At 65.7% G+C, this 18,719-nt stretch carries 15 protein-coding genes; 9 read left to right on the forward strand and 6 right to left on the reverse strand.

Features of this window, described 5'->3' with window-relative positions:
- Nucleotides 1–27: 27 nt before the first annotated feature.
- Together mapR and V0R59_RS25575 are read left to right on the forward strand one after the other, a co-directional pair.
- Nucleotides 28–1,437 carry a GntR family transcriptional regulator MpaR gene (gene mapR / locus V0R59_RS25570; RefSeq protein ID WP_330077505.1) on the forward strand — a complete coding sequence of 470 codons (1,410 nt, stop codon included), beginning with the start codon at nt 28–30 and terminating at the stop codon, nt 1,435–1,437.
- A 56-nt stretch (nt 1,438–1,493) separates the two neighbouring features.
- Nucleotides 1,494–3,563 carry a hybrid sensor histidine kinase/response regulator gene (locus V0R59_RS25575; RefSeq protein WP_330077504.1) on the forward strand — a complete coding sequence of 690 codons (2,070 nt, stop codon included), beginning with the start codon at nt 1,494–1,496 and terminating at the stop codon, nt 3,561–3,563.
- 15 nt (nt 3,564–3,578) lie between these two features.
- Here the strand turns inward: V0R59_RS25575 and V0R59_RS25580 are convergent, their stop codons facing one another.
- A complete protein-coding gene (locus V0R59_RS25580; RefSeq protein WP_330077503.1) occupies nt 3,579–4,325 on the reverse strand; it encodes an SDR family oxidoreductase in 747 nt (248 codons plus the stop codon).
- A 172-nt stretch (nt 4,326–4,497) separates the two neighbouring features.
- Here V0R59_RS25580 and V0R59_RS25585 point away from each other — a divergent pair, with 172 nt between their 5' ends.
- From V0R59_RS25585 to V0R59_RS25615, 7 genes are all read left to right on the forward strand, one after another.
- Nucleotides 4,498–6,219: a copper resistance system multicopper oxidase gene (locus tag V0R59_RS25585; protein WP_330077502.1), complete on the forward strand. Its 1,722-nt coding sequence runs from the start codon at nt 4,498–4,500 to the stop codon at nt 6,217–6,219.
- Nucleotides 6,212–7,075 carry a copper resistance protein B gene (locus V0R59_RS25590; RefSeq protein ID WP_330077501.1) on the forward strand — a complete coding sequence of 288 codons (864 nt, stop codon included), beginning with the start codon at nt 6,212–6,214 and terminating at the stop codon, nt 7,073–7,075. The genes V0R59_RS25585 and V0R59_RS25590 overlap by 8 nt, the downstream gene beginning before the upstream one ends.
- A gap of 136 nt (nt 7,076–7,211) precedes the next feature.
- Nucleotides 7,212–7,640, forward strand: coding sequence for a DUF411 domain-containing protein (locus V0R59_RS25595; protein ID WP_330077500.1), 429 nt, complete (start codon nt 7,212–7,214; stop codon nt 7,638–7,640).
- 130 nt (nt 7,641–7,770) lie between these two features.
- Nucleotides 7,771–9,558 carry a monovalent cation:proton antiporter-2 (CPA2) family protein gene (locus tag V0R59_RS25600; protein WP_330077499.1) on the forward strand — a complete coding sequence of 596 codons (1,788 nt, stop codon included), beginning with the start codon at nt 7,771–7,773 and terminating at the stop codon, nt 9,556–9,558.
- A gap of 1,042 nt (nt 9,559–10,600) precedes the next feature.
- Nucleotides 10,601–11,854: an OprD family porin gene (locus V0R59_RS25605; RefSeq protein WP_330077498.1), complete on the forward strand. Its 1,254-nt coding sequence runs from the start codon at nt 10,601–10,603 to the stop codon at nt 11,852–11,854.
- 79 nt (nt 11,855–11,933) lie between these two features.
- Entirely contained in the window at nt 11,934–12,305 is a 372-nt protein-coding gene (locus V0R59_RS25610) for an AraC family transcriptional regulator (RefSeq protein ID WP_330077497.1), read from the forward strand.
- Between the two features lie 82 nt (nt 12,306–12,387).
- Complete coding sequence (locus V0R59_RS25615) at nt 12,388–12,822, forward strand: YqaA family protein (protein WP_330077496.1); 435 nt, start codon at nt 12,388–12,390, stop codon at nt 12,820–12,822.
- On the opposite strand, the gene V0R59_RS25620 is transcribed toward V0R59_RS25615, so the two are convergent.
- The 5 genes from V0R59_RS25620 to V0R59_RS25640 all read right to left on the reverse strand — a co-directional run bounded on the left by V0R59_RS25620 (nt 12,812) and on the right by V0R59_RS25640 (nt 18,643).
- Nucleotides 12,812–13,402 (reverse strand): DinB family protein, encoded by a 591-nt coding sequence (locus V0R59_RS25620; protein ID WP_330077495.1) that lies wholly within the window; start codon nt 13,400–13,402, stop codon nt 12,812–12,814. The genes V0R59_RS25615 and V0R59_RS25620 overlap by 11 nt on opposite strands.
- Before the next feature lie 10 nt (nt 13,403–13,412).
- Nucleotides 13,413–14,522 (reverse strand): cell division protein ZapE, encoded by a 1,110-nt coding sequence (gene zapE, locus V0R59_RS25625; protein ID WP_330077494.1) that lies wholly within the window; start codon nt 14,520–14,522, stop codon nt 13,413–13,415.
- 81 nt (nt 14,523–14,603) lie between these two features.
- Nucleotides 14,604–15,752, reverse strand: coding sequence for a PQQ-dependent sugar dehydrogenase (locus tag V0R59_RS25630; protein WP_330077493.1), 1,149 nt, complete (start codon nt 15,750–15,752; stop codon nt 14,604–14,606).
- 25 nt (nt 15,753–15,777) lie between these two features.
- Nucleotides 15,778–16,077 (reverse strand): hypothetical protein, encoded by a 300-nt coding sequence (locus V0R59_RS25635; RefSeq protein WP_330077492.1) that lies wholly within the window; start codon nt 16,075–16,077, stop codon nt 15,778–15,780.
- A 124-nt stretch (nt 16,078–16,201) separates the two neighbouring features.
- Nucleotides 16,202–18,643: a TonB-dependent receptor gene (locus V0R59_RS25640; RefSeq protein WP_330077491.1), complete on the reverse strand. Its 2,442-nt coding sequence runs from the start codon at nt 18,641–18,643 to the stop codon at nt 16,202–16,204.
- Between the last annotated feature and the right edge of the window lie 76 nt (nt 18,644–18,719).

An 18,719-nucleotide genomic window follows, 5' to 3' on the forward strand; every position in this document is an offset into this window, starting at 1 on the left:
GTGCACTTCGAACCCATAAGAATGATGATGAAACGCTACGAGAAATTCGCCGACGACATTGCCGAGCTGATCTACACCGGCGTCCTCGGCCCCGGCCAGCGGGTACCGTCGGTGCGCTACGCCAGCCAGACCTACGGGGTCAGCCCGTCCACGGTGTTCCAGGCCTATTACCTGCTGGAGCGCCGCGGGCTGATCCGCGCGCGGCCGCGCTCCGGATACTTCGTCAACGCCCATGCGCCACGACCGTTCAGCGAGCCCCAGGTCAGCGAGCCGGCGGGCGAGTCCACCCAGGTGGACGTCAGCGAGCTGGTGTTCTCCATCCTCGAATCGATCAAGGACCCGCACACCGTCCCCTTCGGCTCGGCCTTCCCCAGCCCGACGCTGTTTCCCTTGCAACGCCTGGCCCGCTCCCTGGCCAGCGCCACCCGCGACATGGACCCGCGCATGGTGGTCACCGACCTGTCGCCGGGCAACCCGCAGCTGCGTCGGCAGATCGCCCTGCGCTACATGGTCGGCGGGCTGATGCTGCCGATGGAGGAGCTGCTGATCACCAACGGCGCCCTGGAGGCACTGAACCTGTGCCTGCAGGCGGTGACCGAGCCGGGCGACCTGGTGGCGATCGAGGCGCCGGCCTTCTACGCCTGCCTGCAGGTGCTGGAGCGGCTCAAGCTCAAAGCAGTGGAAATCCCCGTGCACCCGCGCGAGGGCATCGACCTCGGGGTCCTGGCGCAGACCCTGGAACGGCATCCGGTCAAGGCCGTGTGGTGCATGACCAACTTCCAGAACCCGGTGGGCGCGAGCATGCCGGAAGACAAGAAGCAGGCGCTGGTGGAGCTGCTGCGCCAGCACCAGGTGCCGTTGATCGAGGACGATGTCTACGCCGAGCTGTACTACGCCCAGCAGGCGCCGAAGCCGGCCAAGGCCTTCGACAGCGAGGGACTGGTGATGCATTGCGGCTCGTTCGCCAAGAGCCTGGCGCCGGGCTACCGCATCGGCTGGGTCGCCGCCGGACGCTTTGCGAAGAAGATCGAGCGCCTGAAGCTGATGACCTCGCTGTGCGCCTCGATGCCGGCCCAGGCGGCCATCGCCGACTACCTCCAGCACGGCGGCTACGATCGCCACCTGCGCCGCCTGCGCTACGCCCTGGAAGAACAGAAGAACGCCATGCTCGCGGCGATCGGTCGGCATTTCCCGGCGTCGGTACGGGTCAGCCATCCGTCCGGCGGCTACTTCCTGTGGCTGGAACTGCCGGAAGGCATGGATTCGCTGAAGCTGTTCCAGATGGCCCTGGCCCAGGGCATCAGCATCGCCCCCGGGCCGATCTTCTCGCCGACCCGGCGCTTCCGTAACTGCCTGCGCCTGAACTACGGCAGTCCGTGGAGCGAGCAGTCGGAAAAAGCCATGGAGACCCTGGGAAAGATCGTGCGCTCGTTCTAGCCGCCAGCCGGGCGTCAGTCTAAAGTGGCGAAATTGGCTTGCGTCCGGACCCTTCCATGCCTTCCAGCGAACTCGACTCACTGCGCCAGCAACTGCACGAACTGCAACGGCGCAATACCACCCTCGAACAGCAACTGGTGCAACAGCGGACGCTGGACGAAGACTTCTACCGCTTTCTCTTCGACACCATGGACGAGGGCTTCTGCGTCATCGAGTTCTTCGATGGCCCCCACGGCCCGTTGAGCGACTACATTCACGTGCTGGCCAACGCCGCCTATGCGCAGCATGCGGGGATTCCCGACGTGGTCGGGCAGAAGCTGCGGGAAATGGTGCCCGACGAGGCCGACGAATGGGTGGCCCGCTACGGCGCGGTGCTGCGCACCGGCCAGCCGCTGCACTTCGAGCAGGAGCTGGTCGCCACGGGTCGAGTGCTGTCGGTCACCACCTTCCGTATCGAACCGGCCGAACGCCGCCAGGTGGCCGTGCTGTTCAAGGACGTCACCGAGCGCCGTCGTGCCGAAGACGCCTTGCAACAGCTCAACGAGGAACTGGAGCAACGGGTTCGCGCCGCGATCGCCGAACGCCAGTTGTTCGCCAGGCTGGTGGACAGCAGCGTCGCCTGCGTGCAGGTGGTGGACAACGACCTGCGCTGGCAGGCGATCAACCAGCAGTCGCTGAAGGACTTCCAGTACCTCTACGACCATGTGCCACGCATCGGCGAAAGCGTTGCCGATGCCTTGCGCAGCAACCCGTCGGACTGCGCGCGCGGCCTGGCCCTGTGGCGACGCGCCCTGGCCGGCGAGGCCTTTACCGAGAGCGCCGAGTTCGGCAGTGGCGAGCGCCGGCGGCATTACGAGCTGCGCTTCAACACCCTGCACGACGACAACGGCGGGCTGCGCGGCGCCTACCTGTTCGCCTACGACATCCAGACCCGCATCGAGGAACAGCAGCGCCTGCTGCGGGCCGAGGAAGCCCTGCGCCAGGCGCAGAAGATGGAAGCGGTGGGCCAGCTCACCGGCGGCATCGCCCACGACTTCAACAACCTGCTCGGAGGCATCCTCGGCGCCCACGAACTGATGCGCCAGCGCCTGCAGCAGGAACGCCACGACGACGTCGGCCCCTTGCTGGATGCCGCCAGCAGTTCCGCCCAGCGCGCCGCCTCGCTGGTACACCGGTTGCTGGCGTTCTCCCGCCAGCAGACCCTGCAACCCCAGGCGACCCAGGTCGACGCCCTGGTCCGCGACATGCAGGAGCTGATCTGCCGCAGCGTCGGCCCGGCCATCGAGGTGCGCAGCCATTTCGCCAACGACCTGTGGCCGACCTTCATCGACCCGCCGCAACTGGAAAGCGCCCTGCTCAACCTGTGCATCAATGCCCGGGACGCGCTGCCCTCGGGCGGAACGATCGATATCCACAGCGCGAACATCGTCCTCGACGACGAGCAGGGCCGCTCGCTGGACCTGGCAGCCGGCGACTATCTGCGCCTGAGCGTCGAGGACAACGGTCTTGGCATGGCCGCCGATGTCGCGGCGCGGGCCATCGATCCGTTCTTCACCACCAAGCCGCTGGGCCAGGGCACCGGCCTCGGCCTGTCGATGGCCTTCGGCTTCGTGCGCCAGTCCGGCGGGCAATTGCGCATCGTCAGTACGCCAGGCCTGGGCACGCGGATCGAGCTGTACCTGCCACGGCACCATCAGGTGCAGGAGCCGGAGCAACCCCGCCCTGGCGAACTGCCGGCCACCCTGCATGGCCAGGGTGTGCGGATCGTGCTGGTGGAGGACCAGCAAACCCTGCGCATGGTGATCAGCGAGGTGCTGGAAGAGTCGGGGTACCGGGTCGAGATCCACGAAAGCGCGGTTGCCGCCCTGCCGGCCTTGCAGAACGGGCCGGCGCCGGGCTTGCTGATCAGCGATATCGGCCTGCCGGGCGGGATGAACGGCCGACAGCTGGCGGAGGCGATGCGCCAGATCCATCCGTACCTGCCGGTGCTGTTCATCACCGGCTACGACGAAAGCGCGGCGCTGAGCGACGGGCAGCTAGCGCCGGGGATGAGCGTGATGACCAAGCCGTTCGGGCTGGAGGCGCTGCTGCTGCGGGTGGAGCAGATGCTCGGCGAGCACGGCTGAAGCGTCGCGCCTGCGTCAGCGCCCACCGCCCAGGTCGACGAAGCTCCCGGTCGAATACGACGCCTTGTCCGACAGCAGCCAGATGATTGCCTCGGCCACTTCCTCGGCCTGCCCGCCACGCCCCATGGGGATGCTCGGCTCCAGCTTGCTGACCCGGTCGGCATCGCCGCTCAGGGCATGGAAGCCGGTGAAGATATACCCCGGACGTACCGCATTGACCCGCACGCCCTCGCCCGCCACTTCCTTGGCCAGGCCGATGGTGAACGTATCCAGGGCGCCCTTGGAGGCGGCGTAGTCCACGTACTCGTTGGGCGACCCCAGGCGCGCGGCCACCGAGGACACGTTGACGATCCCGCCACCACTGCCGCCATGGCGCGTCGACATGCGCGCCAGGGCGTGCTTGGCGCAGAGCATCGGCCCGACCACATTGGTCTTCATCAGCTTGAGCAGGCGGAACTCGGACATCTCCTCGACCCGGCTCTTGTGGCCGATGGTCCCGGCGTTGTTGACCAGCGCCGTGACCCGGCCCAGCTCGCGGTCGACCTGGTCGAACAGGTGGATCACCTCGTCCTCGACGCTGACGTCGGCCCGCACGGCGATGGCCTTCGCCCCCAGCGCGCGGACCTGGGCCAGCACGTGCTGCGCCGCTTCATTGTCGGCGTGGTAGTTGATGCAGATCCGATAGCCCTCGCGCGCGGCCAGCAGCGCGGTGGCTGCGCCGATGCCGCGACTGGCGCCGGTAATGATGATGACCTTGTCCATTGCTACTCCTGGTGCAACCCGAACGTTCAATCCCCATGTCCCGACCGGCAGGCAGAAGCCGACCGGGCGGTCGCGTATTTTCTCGCTGACAAATCTGTAATTCAAACCTCAGTTTTCTGTCAGCACCATCAGACTATGGTCAGCCCATCCCTGTTGATGGACTGACGCCCCCATGCCCCACCTTCCCTCACGCCGTACCTTCGTCAAGGGCCTGGCCGCCGCCAGCGCCCTCGGCGGCCTCGGACTCTGGCGACCGACCGCCTGGGCCCGCGGCCCGCACGACTTCGCCGAGCTGGATGGCGAGCATTTCGAGCTGTATATCGGCCAGACCGCGGTGAACATCACCGGCACCCCGCGCACCGCCCTGACCATCAACAACAGCCTGCCCGGGCCGGTGCTGCGCTGGCGCGAAGGCGACACGGTGACCCTGCGGGTGCGCAACCGCCTGGAGGAAAGCACCTCGCTGCACTGGCACGGCATCATCCTCCCGGCCAACATGGACGGCGTGCCTGGCCTGAGCTTCGCCGGCATCGAGCCTGGTGGCGACTATCTCTACCGCTTCACCCTGAACCAGCACGGTACCTACTGGTACCACAGCCACTCGGGCCTGCAGGAGCAGGCCGGGGTCTATGGCGCCATCGTCATCGAGCCGAAGACACCGGATCCTCATGTCTACCAGCGCGACTGCGTGCTGCTGCTCAGCGACTGGAGCGACGAGAAGCCGGCAGCCCTGCTCGGGCAACTGAAGAAACAGGCCGACTATTTCAACCGACAACAACGCACCGTGGGCGACTTCATCGACGACGTCGCCCGCGACGGCTGGCGCGCCACCCTGGACGAGCGCACGCAGTGGGCACGCATGCGCATGACGCCCACGGACATCGCCGATATCAGCGCCGCCACCTACACCTACCTGCTCAACGGCCTGGCGCCGGACGGCAATTTCACCTGCCTGTTCCAGCCCGGAGAAACCCTGCGCCTGCGCCTGATCAACGGCTCGGCAATGACCTATTTCGACTTCCGCATCCCCGGCCTCAAGCTCACCGTGATCGCGGCCGACGGCCAGCCGGTGCACCCGGTGACGGTGGACGAACTGCGCCTGGCGGTGGCCGAGACCTACGACGTGCTGGTCAGCGTCGGCGACGAGCCGGCCTACACCCTGTTCGCCCAGAGCATGGACCGCAGCGGCTTTGCCCGTGGCACCCTGGCCCGCGCACCGGGGTTGAGTGCTGCGGTGCCCGCGCTGGACCCGCGACCGCGGCTGAGCATGGCCGACATGGGCCATGGCGACATGCAGGGCATGGATCATGGGGCCATGGCAGGAATGGACCACGGCAGCATGGCCGGGATGAACCACGCCATGCCCGGCATGCAGCAGCATCCGGCGTCGGAAACGAACAACCCGCTGGTGGACATGCAGACCATGATGCCCACGGCCAGGCTGGACGATCCCGGGCTCGGCCTGCGCGACAACGGTCGCCGGGTACTGACCTACGCCGATCTGAAAAGCACCTTCGTCGATCCCGACGGCCGCGAACCTGGACGGGATATCGAGCTGCACCTGACCGGGCACATGGAGCGCTTCTCCTGGTCGTTCAACGGCATCCGCTTCTCCGACGCCGAGCCGCTGCGCCTGCGCTATGGCGAGCGCCTGCGCATCACCCTGGTCAACGACACCATGATGGCCCACCCGATTCACCTGCACGGGCTGTGGAGCGACCTGGAAGACGAGCACGGCCGCTTCCAGGTGCGCAAGCACACCATCGACATGCCCCCGGGCAGCCGCCGCAGCTACCGGGTCAGCGCCGATGCCCTGGGCCGCTGGGCCTACCACTGCCACCTGCTCTACCACATGGAGACCGGCATGTTCCGCGAGGTGCGCGTCGATGAATGAACGACTCAACCGGCCGCTGCTGGGTGGCCTTGCCGTGCTGTTGCTGCTCGGCAGCGAAGAACTGCGCGCAGCGGCGATGAATCACTCGGGCATGGACCACGGTGCCATGAACCATCAAGGCATGAATCACGGCCCTGCACAGCAACCGCGCACGCCGCTCAAGCCAATCAGCGACGCCGATCGCCAGGCCGCCTTCCCGCCCCTGCCCGGGCACCAGGTGCATGACCGGCAGATCAACTGGGCGGTGACCGTCGAGCAACTGGAGTACCAGAACTTCGACAGCAGCAGCGCGCTGAACTGGAACGCCAACGCGTGGATCGGCGGCGATATCGATCGGCTCTGGCTGCGCAGCGAGGGCGAGCGGGAACAGGGTCGCACCCACAAGGCAGAGTTGCAGGCACTGTGGGGCCATGCCTTCAGCTCTTGGTGGGAAGTGGTCGCAGGCCTGCGCCAGGACTTCAAGCCCGGCAGTGGCCAGGCCTGGGCGGCCTTCGGCGTGCAGGGCACGCCGCTGTATGGCATGGAGCTGGAAGCCACGCTGTACGCAGGCGAGCGGCAACAGACCGCGCTGCGCCTGGAAGCGTCCTACGCTATCCTGCTGACCCAGCGCTGGCGCCTGGAGCCGAGCCTGGAAGCCAATTTCTACGGGCGCAACGATGCCGGGCGCGGCCAGGGCAACGGACTGACGGACAGCGAGGCCGGTGTGCGCTTGCGTTACGAGATCACCCCCGGGTTTGCGCCTTATGTGGGTGTGTCCTTCAATCGAAGCTATGGCGAGACCGCCGGGATGGCGCGGGATGAAGGCGACGATATTGGCCAGACCCGCTGGGTGGCCGGGGTGCGGTTGAGGTTCTAGCGCCACTTATCGATTGAACGCGGACCTTGTAGGAGCGGGTTTACCCGCGATTGCGTCGGTCAATTCACTATCGTAATCGCGGGTAAACCCGCTCCTACAAGGTCCGCGCTGCTACAGACAACGAAGGAGAACAACCATGCTGAAAAACAAACTGGCCATCCTCGGCCTGCTGGCCCTGAGCAGCCTGGCCCAGGCCGCGCAGACCATCGATGTGTACCGCGACCCCAACTGCGGTTGCTGCAAGGAATGGATCACCCACCTGCGCGACAACGGTTTCACCGTCAATGACCATGTCGAACCGAACATGAGCGCGGTCAAGCAGAAGCTCGGCGTGGCCCCGCGTCTCGCCTCCTGCCATACCGGCGTGATCAACGGCCAGTTCATCGAAGGCCATGTGCCCGCCGAACAGATCGCCGTCCTCGGCAAGCGCCCCGACCTCAAGGGCATCGCCGTGCCGGGCATGCCCATGGGTTCACCGGGCATGGAAATGGGCGACCACAAGGACGCCTACCAGGTCATCGGCCTGACCAAAGCCGGCAGCGATGAGGTGATCGCCGAGTACTGAGTCGGTGATTGTCTCCTGAAAAGAGACAATCAATCTCCATGAAGACGGATTGTCTGCTGCCGGATCAGGGCAGACAATGCCGGCACTTTCACGTCAAACGCTGCCTCATGCAGTTCATGGAGACCGTCCAATGCCACACGAAGGCAGCCTGCTACAAACTGCCGTGATCTTCCTGGTCGCCGCCGTCATTACCGTTCCCCTGGCCAAGCGCCTGCAACTGGGTGCCGTGCTTGGCTACCTGCTCGCCGGCGTGGTGATCGGCCCGCAAGCCCTGGGCCTGATCCGCGACACCCAGAGCGTCGCGCACATTTCCGAACTGGGCGTGGTCCTGCTGCTGTTCATCATCGGCCTGGAGCTGTCGCCACGTCGGCTATGGCTGATGCGCAAGTCGGTGTTCGGCGTCGGCCTGGCGCAGGTGCTGCTGACCGGCGCGGTGATCGGCGCCATCGCCCTCTTCGGTTTTGCCCAATCGCTCCCCGCAGCCATCGTCCTCGGCCTCGGCCTGGCCTTGTCGTCCACCGCCCTGGGCCTGCAAAGCCTTGCCGAAAGCAAGCAGCTCAATGCCCCCCACGGCCGCCTGGCCTTCGCCATCCTGCTGTTCCAGGACATCGCCGCGATCCCGCTGATCGCTCTGGTACCGCTGCTTGCCGCGGCAGGCCCGGATACCAGCCACGGTGACAGCCTGGAACATGGCCTGCGGGTGTTCGGCAGCATCGCCATCGTCATCGTCGGCGGGCGTTACCTGCTGCGGCCGCTGTTCCGCACCGTGGCCCGCACCGGGCTGCCGGAAGTGTCCACCGCCACCGCGCTGCTGGTGGTGATCGGTACGGCCTGGCTGATGGAGGAAGCAGGGATCTCCATGGCCCTCGGCGCCTTCCTCGCCGGCCTGCTGTTGGCCGACTCGGAATACCGGCATGAGCTGGAATCGCAGATCGAGCCGTTCAAGGGGCTGCTGCTGGGGCTGTTCTTCATCAGCGTGGGAATGGGTGCCAACCTCGGCCTGCTGCTGGAAATGCCCCTGCTGCTGATCGGCCTGACCTTGTTGCTGGTGGCGCTGAAGCTGCCACTGCTGATGCTGGTCGCGCGCTTCGCCGGTGGCCTGAGCAACGTCAATGCCCTGCGCCTGGGGGTAGTCCTGGCGGCCGGTGGCGAGTTCGCCTTCGTGGTGTTCAAGCTGGGCCGCGACCAGGGCCTGTTCGATGCCCGCACCTTCGACGTACTGCTGATGACCATCACCCTGTCCATGGCCGTCACGCCGTTGCTGCTGCTCGGTTGCGCCCGCCTGGGCAAGCGTCCGCAGGCCGTGCGGGAAGTGCCGGAGCAGTACAAGAACATCAGCAGTGATGCACCACGGGTGGTGATCGTCGGCATGGGCCGGATGGGGCAGATCGTCGCGCGCATCCTGCGGGCACAGAAGGTGCCGTTCATCGCCCTGGAAACCTCGGTGGATGCCATCGAGATGACCCGCATGTTCGAGCAGGTCCCGGTGTTCTACGGTGACCCGCAGCGCCCGGAAGTGCTGCATGCAGCCAAGGTCGGCGAGGCCGAGTATTTCGTCATCACCACCGACGACCCCGAGGCCACCACGCGCACTGCCGAACGAGTCAAGCAGATGTATCCGCACCTCAAGGTCCTGGCCCGTGCGCGCAACCGCCAGCATGTGCACAAACTGGTGGACGTAGGCGCCGAGCCGATTCGCGAAACCTTCCATTCGAGCCTGGAAATGAGCCGCCTGACCCTGGTCGGCCTGGGCCTGAGCGAGGCGCAGGCGGCGGACCGGATACAGCGCTTTACCCGACACGACGAAGAAGTGCTCGCTGCCCAGGGCCGGGTGCGGGACGACAAGGCCAAGGTGATGCAGACCGCCAAGGAGGCACGGCTGGACCTGGAGCGGTTGTTTGAGGCGGATGCTGATTAAGGGATCTGGCGGGAGTGTCTGGCGCAAAAGGCGTACGGGTGCTGCTGTATTGGCCTACAGCGCTTCACTGACATCCGACTTTTATGTAGGCAGTTTCCCAAGCATACTTTTCCGCCTGTTCAGCCGTTGCGCTCCTGGAAATCGGGTCCTAGGCTTCGCCGGTCGCTGCACATCAGCGACCAGGTTTGGTCACCTGGGTCTAAGGCGCACAAAGCGCCCCATTCCGATTTTGCGGGCGCTTTTTCGTGGCTGGCATCTCGTTCATGGCGGCTGTGCGCAGGGCGCCTTCGGGCGCGCCGGTATCCTTAGGCCCCGGTTGACCAACCTGTGTCACAGTCGCCACCCATCGTTTGGTCACCTTGCGTGGCGACTCCGTCAGGCCTAAGGAGTTGCACCATGAAAAAAATCGTTCCAGACCCACCCTCTCCGCAGCCACGCCGAGTTACCGTCCAGACCCACTTCGGCTCGTGCAGCGATGCTCACCCTCCGCTATTCAGCATCTGCCCGGACGCCGATATCGAAGATGCCTTGGCGCACCTCTCGGCGGCCTTGACCTCCGCGTTCGAGACCAATGCGCAACTTTGCGACATGCTTTCGCGACCACTGGCGGATAAGGCCTGGTCTACGTGGCAATCGTTGGAGATTTGTCAGGCACTCACGGAAGCACTGAGGAAAGAGACTGCGCGTCCGCAAGCAGGAAGGTAAGAGATGAGGAAAGGGCATGGCCATCGGGCTTGGGTTGGCGGATGAGTGTGCCCTTTCTTTTCTGTGACAGCTTCGAAACCTTCACCTTGAATCCAAGGCTGGTTTTCTTGATTTTTCCTAGGAACCGGCAGTTAGCGATTAAGTAGGTGCCATTCGGACCCTGCGGGTCTATCGCTGCATGGATATGTGCATATTTTTCTGCCGATACAAACCACACATGCCGCGCGATTCAGGTAGGAGCTGCGTCGACCTTTGTTCGGGCCTGGAGCACACCGGTACAAGACCTGTCCCGAGCCACTGGTCCAGAGTTCCGCTTCCCCCAGGACCGGAACCCGCCATGAGCCACACTACCCGCAGCCTCGCCCTGCTCACCACCTGTGCCGCCCTCGGCAGCGCCCAGGCCGACGAGGCCGGCTGGTCGCTGCTGAGCCGCAACTACTTCCTGCACAACGACTACCGCAGCCCGTCCGGCAGCGGGCAGAACTATCGCCAGGAATGGGCCCAGGGCTTTATCGGTGAGGTGCGCTCGGGCTTTACCGACGGAACCCTCGGGGTTGGCCTGGATGCCCACGGTTTTCTTGGCCTGAAGCTCGACGGCGGACGCGGCCGCGCCGGCACCGGGCTATTGCCACGGGATAGCGACGGCCGTTCCGAATCCGACTACTCCAGCGCCGGCGCGGCACTGAAGCTGCGCCTCGGCGAGACCCAACTGCGCTACGGCGAGATGCAGGTGGAAACCCCGGTATTCGACACCGGCGACAAGCGCCTGCATCCGGAATACGCCAGCGGCTGGCTGCTGGAAAACACCAGCCTCCCGGACTGGCGCCTGCAGGCCGGACGCTTCACCGCGTTCAACAATCAGGACAACAGCTCGACCCACGATGATTTCGCCGGCTACGGCGCCAGTACCCATGGCCATGCCATCAGCCTTGCCGGCGCCCACTGGACGCCGGCGGGCCCATTGAGCGCCGCGCTGTTCGCCGGGCAGTTGCAGGACACCTGGCGCCAGGTCTATCTCAACCTGAATTACCGCCAGGCGGACTGGTCGCTGGATGGCAATCTCTACCGCACCCGCGATACCGCCCAGGCCAGTGCCGGCGCCATCGACACCCTGGCCTGGAGCCTGGCCGGCAAGTACCGTTTCGGCGCCCAGGCGCTGACCCTCGCCTACCAGAAGGTCCACGGCGATACGCCGTTCGACTTTGTCGGCGGCGACTCCATCTACCTCGCCAACTCGATCAAGTACGCCGACTTCAACGGGCCGGGCGAGCGCTCGTGGCAACTGCGCTACGACCTCGACCTGGGTGCGCTGGGCGTGCCCGGCCTGAGCCTGATGGGACGTTATGTCAGCGGGCGCGGCATCGATGGCCGCCATGCCCCGGCAGGCGGCGCCTATGTCGGGCAATACGGCGACGGTGGGCGGCATTGGGAACGGGATATCGATATCAAGTACGTGGTGCAAGGCGGCACGGCGAAGGACCTGTCGCTGTCGCTGTCCCATGTCAGCCATCGGGGCAATGCGGCCCAGCCCGGCGACGATATCGACCGCCTCTACCTGATCGTCGAGTACCCGCTGGGTGGGCGCTTCTGAGGCGAATTAACAACGATTAACTCGTGCGCCAGCGACAGGCTGCGAAGAATGGCGGCTGCTTTCTGCCTGGATTTTCGCCATGAACCTGTTGCAACCGGGTCGCCTGAGCCGCCCACGGGAACGGCTGGCCAAGCGCCTGATCCTCGCTGGCCTGGCCAGCGGCATCGAGGTCCAGGCCCTGGCGGATGCCTGCTCGTTGAGTCGCAGCCATTTTTCCCGGGCGTTCAAGCGCAGCACCGGCCTGGCGCCGCAGGCGTGGATCCTGCGTCAGCGCATCTGGCGGGCACGGCGGTTATTGCGCGGGTCGGATTTGAGCCTGAGCCAGATTGCCCTGGAGTGCGGGTTCTGCGACCAGGCGCATTTCTGTCGGAGTTTCAATCGGCTGGTGGGGGATACACCGCTGAGCTGGCGGGCGGGATACGGCCCTGGCGTTCCACTTAAAGAACGATAAACATTCGAACATTTCCCGACTGGCCCTCATGGGCGCAGGGAAATATCCTACGACCCTTTCAGAAAATGATGCTGCCCACACCGTGCTGAGCTACTGGGGTCTGTTTCTTGCCGCCTTCGGCGCCGCCACCTTGCTGCCCCTGCAGTCCGAGGCGGTGCTGGTCGGCCTGTTGCTGCACGAGCCGCAGGCGGTGGCGAGCCTGTTGCTGATGGCGACCCTGGGCAATGTGCTCGGTTCGATCGTCAACTGGCTGCTGGGCCGCGCCGTCGAGCGCTGGCGTGACAAGCGCTGGTTCCCCTTCTCCGCTGCACAACTGGACAAGGCCCAGCAGCGCTACCGCCGTTACGGCCAGTGGTCGCTGCTGCTGAGCTGGATGCCGGTGATCGGCGATCCGCTGACCCTGATCGCCGGGATCATGCGCGAGCCATTCTGGCGCTTCGTGCTGCTGGTCACCCTGGCCAAGGGCGCGCGCTACCTGGTCCTGGCGCTGATCACCCTGGGCTGGTTCAGCGGCTGATCGTCCAGATCATCTCTTCGCTCCAGCCCAGCTCGGCGAAATCCTGCGCCCGCAGGCTGGCTTCTCCCTCGCAGAAGAATTCGTCCAGTTGCGGTGGCGCCACGCGGGTGTCCGCGAGCATGGCGTGGACCTGTCCGCGATGGTGGATCTGGTGTTCGAACAGGTGCGCCAGCAGACGCAGGCGGGTATCGCGCTGGACCCGCTCGGGCCGCACGATGCTCACATGGCGCTGCAAGCTGTCGTCGCGCAACTGGCTGCAGTAGGCGATCAGGCGGCGGTCGCTCTGGGCCTGTTCGCGGTGCAGTTGCTGGGCATCAGCGAAGGGTTCCTCCGGTTCGAAGAAGCGTCCGGCCTCGGCATCCGGCGGCTCGCCGCGCAGTTCGCACTCCAGGGCCTGGAGGTAGAACCAGTCGACGGTGAGCAGGTGGTTGAGGGTAGCCTTGATCGACGGAAAGAAACTGCAGCGCGGCGCGACCAGCTCGTCGCGGCTCAGTTGCCGGCAGGCCTTGTACAGGCGGTGGTTGGCCCAGGCGTTGTTGTAGGCCATGGTCAGCAGGTGGTGTGACAGTGGCTCGCTCATGTGCACGTCCTCAGCGGAAGCGTTGCAATTGCATCTCCCGCAGACGGCTGAGTGTCCGTCGGAACGGGAACTCCAGGTAGCCTTCAGTGTAGAGCGCTTCCAGGGCAACCTCGGCTTCCAGGTAGAGGGCCACGCGCTGGTCGTAGCATTCGTCGACCAGGGCAATGAAGCGCCGTACGCCGTTGTCCTTCGGCGACAGTTGCGGCAACTCGCGGTCGCCCGCCACCACGCGCTCGGCGCCGTCCTCTGTGCCGCGAGCGATGCGTCCGGCCTGCCGGGGCGCGCCAAGGGCCGGCACGCCGCTGAGCAGGATCGCCTCGAACTGCTCGCACAGGGCCATGAACTCCATGGCCGCCAGGGGTTCCTCGCACAGGTGCGGGTAGTCGCACCAGAGCACCTTTGCACTGCGCCGCACCACCTGCACGGTGCGGTAGCCGACGTCGAGGTCGGCGTCGGTCGCGGGCAGGTCGCCGCTCAGTTCGTCGAACACCGCGGCCAGGGCACAGGGCTGGCCGGGCTGGCGGACCCAGTAACGCTGTTGCCCGGCGCCGGGGTGCAGGCGGTGGTCCTGCTCGCCGTGGACCGGCACCACCCTCATGTGCGCCTCGATGGCGACGATGGCCGGCAGGAAGCGCTCGCGGTTGAAGCCGTCGGCGTACAACTGCCGTGGCGGCAGGTTGGAGGTGGCGACCACCACCACGCCCGCCTCGAACAGCACCTGGAACAGGCGACCGAGGATGATCGCGTCGCCGATGTCGTTGACGAACAGTTCGTCGAAACACAGCACGCGGATTTCTTCGGCCAGGGAACGGGCCAGGGCCTGCAGCGGGTCGGCGGTGCCGTTGAGCTGGAACAGGCGCTGGTGGGTCCAGCGCATGAAGTGGTGGAAGTGCTGGCGCCGGGCGGGAATGGTCAGGCAGCGGTGGAACTGGTCCATGAGCCAGGTCTTGCCACGGCCAACCGGGCCCCAGAGGTACACGCCCTGGGCGGGCTGGCCCTGCTGCACGGCGTCGAAACAGGCTTGCAGGGCCTCGGCAGCGGCGAGCTGGGCAGGATCGGCGACGAAGCCCTGGTCGCGGATGGCCTGCTGGTAGAGCGCCAGGGGGGTATCGCTGGACATGGAGGGCCCTGTGGGAAAAAGGCCACAGGGTAACTCAGGATAGGCCTGGATTGTGTGGGGATTTGCGGTCCCACAAAAGGGCTACTCCGCCAGACCGACCTTGAGCAGTTGCCCGTCTTCCTCATCGGTCAGCAGATAGAGATAGCCATCCGGCCCCACCCGCACATCCCGCACCCGCGCATTCAACTGCCCCAGCAGGCGTTCTTCATGCACGATCTTGTCGCCCTGCAGTTCCAGGCGAATCACTTCCTGCGCCGCCAGTGCGCCGATGAACAGGTTGTGGTCCCACGGCTTGAAGCGCCCGCCGTCATAGAACGCCATGCCGCTGATGGCTGGCGATTTCTCCCAGACATGATGCGGCGCCACGGTGCCCTCGACCTCCTTGCCCTTGGCCTCGGGAATCGGCGTCAGCGAATAGTTGATGCCATGGGTCGCCAGCGGCCAGCCGTAGTTCTTGCCGGGCTTGGGGATGTTGATCTCGTCGCCGCCCCGCGGGCCATGCTCGTGGGTCCACAGTTGCCCGGTCCACGGATTGAGCGCCGCGCCCTGCTGGTTGCGGTGGCCGTAGGACCAGATCGCAGGCTGCACGTTCTTCTGCCCGACGAAGGGGTTGTCCTTGGGAATCTCGCCATCCGGGAGGATGCGCACCACCTTGCCCTGCAACTTGTCGAGGTCTTGCGAAGTGGGACGCTGGTTGTTCTCGCCCAGGGCGATGAACAGGTAGCCATCACGGTCGAACACCAGCCGCGAGCCGAAGTGGTTGCCGGTGGACAGCTTGGGCTCCTGGCGGAAGATCACGTTGAAGTCCTCCAGGCGGGTCAGGTCGCTGGACAGGCGCCCGCGCCCCACCGCCGTACCGGCCTTGTCACCCTCGCCACCACCCTCGGCGAAGGACAGGTACACCAGCCGATCCTTGTTGAAGGTCGGCGACAGCACCACGTCGAGCAGGCCGCCCTGCCCCTTGGCCCAGACCTCCGGTACCCCGCTCAACGGCGCACCGACCTTGCCTTCCGCGCCGATCACCCGCAGGTTGCCCTGGCGCTCGGTGACCAGGATGCCCTGGTTGTCCGGGAGAAAGGCCAGGGCCCAGGGGTGTTTCAGGCCTTCGGCGAGCGTCGCGACCTTGAGCGTGCCTTCCTCGCTGGGGAAGGTCCGTTCCGGCGCGGCCTGGGCGATCAGGGGCAGCAGTGCGGCGGCACCGAGGGCAAGCAGCCATGAGCGTGAAGTCATGCGGGATTCCTTGTCTGCGGGGCGATCACGGCGCGCGCTGTGAGTCGCGGGGGGGACGGATGGGTTCCAGGCGCGGCGTCTGCTGTTCGCGGCGCAGGTTGTCGCCGTTGCCGATGCCACGGTTTTCGAGGGTCGGCGGACGTTGGACAGGTTGCGTGGAAGGACCGCGTACGGGCGGTGTATCGGGGACCGTGCCCTGCTGGCTGTTGGGGTTGATGTCGCGGATCGGGCTGTTGCGCGGATTGTTTTCGTCCGCGGCCAGCACCGAACCGCCGAGCAGCACGAGCGTGGCGCCGATCAGAATCGGCAGGATGGGTTGCGACATGGTCACCTCCGGCACCGTAGGCATCTCCAACGGTTGGATAGCCTACGGCGCGAGAGGTTCGGGCAGAAAGCGTCAGGGACGACGCAGGTGATTCATTTTGTTACAGGGGAAGTGTTTGCCCGGGTCAGTAGGCCAGCGACCAGGTCAGGGTGTAGGTACGTCCGCGGCCCTGGTAGTCATACAGGTACGCCGGGCCGTAGGTCGGTGCGTAGAACAGCGTCGCGCGCTGGCCCCAGACGGTGCTGTACTGCTTGTCCAGCAGGTTCTGGATGCCGGCGCTGAAGGTGCCGAAGCCGGTTTCCTGGCTGCCCAGCAGGTCGAAGGTGGTGTAGCCGGAGATCTTGTGGTCGGCGTCGTCCTTGAGGGTGAAGGCGCGGTTGGCCTGCAGCCGCGCGCTGCGGCCGTCGCCTTTCCAGCCGACGAAGGCAGTGGACTTGGACAGCGAGGCGTAGCGGGCATCGCGCTTGATCCAGTCGCCGTCGCTGTCCTCTTCTTCGGAGCGCACCAGGTGCAGGGTGCTGCCCGCCTCCCAGCCGTTCTCGAAGTGCCGGGTCAGCGCGCCTTCGAAACCGAAGTCACGACTCTTCTTGTCTTCGACGTTGATGGTCAGGGTCGCCGAGTCGGTGGTGATGACCTTGTCCGACCAGATGTAGTACACCGCTGCCTGCGCGTCCCAGTCCAGGTCGGCGTAGCGCCAGCCCATTTCCACCTGGCGGCTCTTGATCCCGGCCAGCGGGTTGTCGTCGACGCTCAGGCCGGCCTTGCCGTAGTACTTGGCCGGGTCCGGCAGGTCGAAGCCCTCGCCGTAGTTGGTCCAGACCTGGTGACCGTTCTTGAAGTCATAGATGGCGCCGAGGTTGTACAGGTTGACCTCGTAGTCATTGTTGCCACCGGGAATGCCCTTGAAGTTGCCGACATCCACGTCCATCTGCTGGCGTCGCGCGCCACCGGACAGGGTCAGGTTGTCGGTAAGGTGCCAGTCCAGCTGGGCATAGGCGGACAGGCCGTCGACGCGGTAGCTGGGATAGCGGGGTGCCTTGCTCGCGGCCTCCAGGTCGAGGCCGCCGCTGCCCGACGAGGTGCGCGCGTCGAAGGTGGTCTGCTCGGCGTTGAAGCGCTCGCGGTCCAGGTCGACGCCGTAGGTCAGCTTGAGGCTGTCCCATTGCCTGGCGAACAGCGCCTTGAGGCTGGAGACCTCGAAATTCTGCTGCGAAGCGGCGAAGTACACGCCGCGCGAACCCCGTGGCGTGCCGCTGTTGTAGTAGGGAAACGGATAGAAGTTGTCGTCTTCCTTGCGATACGAGGCCTGCAGGTAGAAGTCCTGGCCCAGCACGTCGGCGTGGTGGTAGTTGGCGTTGAGCAGCAGGCGTCGGGTGCGCGGCTCCAGGTCGGTGGACAGGCCGCTGCGCAGCTCGGCGTCTTCCAGGTCGGACGGCGCGTTGTAGTTCAGGTGCGGAAAGTAGATGCCGGTGCTGCCGTGGTTGCCGGAGTCGTAGTACTGGGCCAGCACGTCGAGGCTCTGCTCGTCGTTGAATTGCATGCCCAGGCTGCCCATCACGTCGATGGTGCGGTTGTACTGCAGGTCGGTCTGCGTGTTGTCGATGAAGATCTGCTCGCCGGCGCCGTCGTAGAAGGCTTCGTTCTGTTCGGCGGAAACGCCCAGGCGGGCGTTGATGCGCTCGTTGCCGCCACTGACCGACTGGGCGATGCGGGTAGACAGGTCATCACTGTTGTTGAAGCCGCTGCTGGCGCCGAGCTGGGTTTCAAAGCGGGCCGGGCCCGGCTCGCCCTTCCTGGTCACGATATTGATGATGCCGCCGGTGGCGCCGCCGCCGTAGATGGCGCTGGCTCCGGAGAGCACTTCGACGCGCTGCACGTTGAACGGCGAGATGCTGTCGAACTGCCGCGACAGGCCACGGGAGCTGTTCTGGCTGACACCGTCGATCATCACCAGGACGTTGCGACCGCGCATGTTCTGGCCGTAGTTGGTACGCCCTTCCGGTGCCAGGTCGAGGCCCGGGACCAGCTTGCCGATGGCTTCCTTGAGACTGACGCCGCTGCTGATCTGCTCCTTCAACTGCTCCTGGTCGACTACCCAGACGGTGCCGGGAATCTCGCTGATCGAGGTGCTGGTGCGCGAGGCGACGCTGACTTCGATGGGCTTGAGGGCAACGGCGGCCTGGGGCTCGCCCTTGCGCAGGATCACCGTGCGCGCATCGCTGAACTGCCAGCTCATGCCACTGCCGGCCAGCAGCTGCTGCAACGCCTGTTCGATGCTGTAGCTGCCGCGCAGGCCCGGGCTGCTCAGGCCGGCCACGTCGCGGGTGGTGAACAGCAGGTGCAGGTCGGCCTGGTCGGCGAATTGGGTGAGGGTCTGGTCGAGGCTCTGCGGCGGCAGGTCGAGGCTGACCTGGCGGGCCTGGGAGGCGCTGACCTGCGCAGGGCTGACGGCATCGGCGGCGTGCACGACGACGGCGCCGAGCAGGCTGGCAGCCACCGACGAGGCCAGTAGCGCGTGCTTGAAGGAACGGGTGGAACGTGCTGAGGACGTGGACGGACCTTTCACTGTTTTCTTCCAGGACAAATGACGTAAATGAGAATGGCTTGCTGATCAGTCTCACTACGACGATTGGGCGGTGAAG

The sequence above is a fragment of the Pseudomonas ulcerans genome, assembly GCF_036324125.1.
Lineage (GTDB): Bacteria > Pseudomonadota > Gammaproteobacteria > Pseudomonadales > Pseudomonadaceae > Aquipseudomonas > Aquipseudomonas ulcerans.

Coding starts and splice junctions, on each gene's coding strand:
- mapR (WP_330077505.1), top strand. CDS start 28: ATGAAACGCTACGAGAAATTCGCCGACGACATTGCCGAGCTGATCTAC.
- V0R59_RS25575 (WP_330077504.1), top strand. CDS start 1,494: ATGCCTTCCAGCGAACTCGACTCACTGCGCCAGCAACTGCACGAACTG.
- V0R59_RS25580 (WP_330077503.1), bottom strand. CDS start 4,325: ATGGACAAGGTCATCATCATTACCGGCGCCAGTCGCGGCATCGGCGCA.
- V0R59_RS25585 (WP_330077502.1), top strand. CDS start 4,498: ATGCCCCACCTTCCCTCACGCCGTACCTTCGTCAAGGGCCTGGCCGCC.
- V0R59_RS25590 (WP_330077501.1), top strand. CDS start 6,212: ATGAATGAACGACTCAACCGGCCGCTGCTGGGTGGCCTTGCCGTGCTG.
- V0R59_RS25595 (WP_330077500.1), top strand. CDS start 7,212: ATGCTGAAAAACAAACTGGCCATCCTCGGCCTGCTGGCCCTGAGCAGC.
- V0R59_RS25600 (WP_330077499.1), top strand. CDS start 7,771: ATGCCACACGAAGGCAGCCTGCTACAAACTGCCGTGATCTTCCTGGTC.
- V0R59_RS25605 (WP_330077498.1), top strand. CDS start 10,601: ATGAGCCACACTACCCGCAGCCTCGCCCTGCTCACCACCTGTGCCGCC.
- V0R59_RS25610 (WP_330077497.1), top strand. CDS start 11,934: ATGAACCTGTTGCAACCGGGTCGCCTGAGCCGCCCACGGGAACGGCTG.
- V0R59_RS25620 (WP_330077495.1), bottom strand. CDS start 13,402: ATGAGCGAGCCACTGTCACACCACCTGCTGACCATGGCCTACAACAAC.
- zapE (WP_330077494.1), bottom strand. CDS start 14,522: ATGTCCAGCGATACCCCCCTGGCGCTCTACCAGCAGGCCATCCGCGAC.
- V0R59_RS25630 (WP_330077493.1), bottom strand. CDS start 15,752: ATGACTTCACGCTCATGGCTGCTTGCCCTCGGTGCCGCCGCACTGCTG.
- V0R59_RS25635 (WP_330077492.1), bottom strand. CDS start 16,077: ATGTCGCAACCCATCCTGCCGATTCTGATCGGCGCCACGCTCGTGCTG.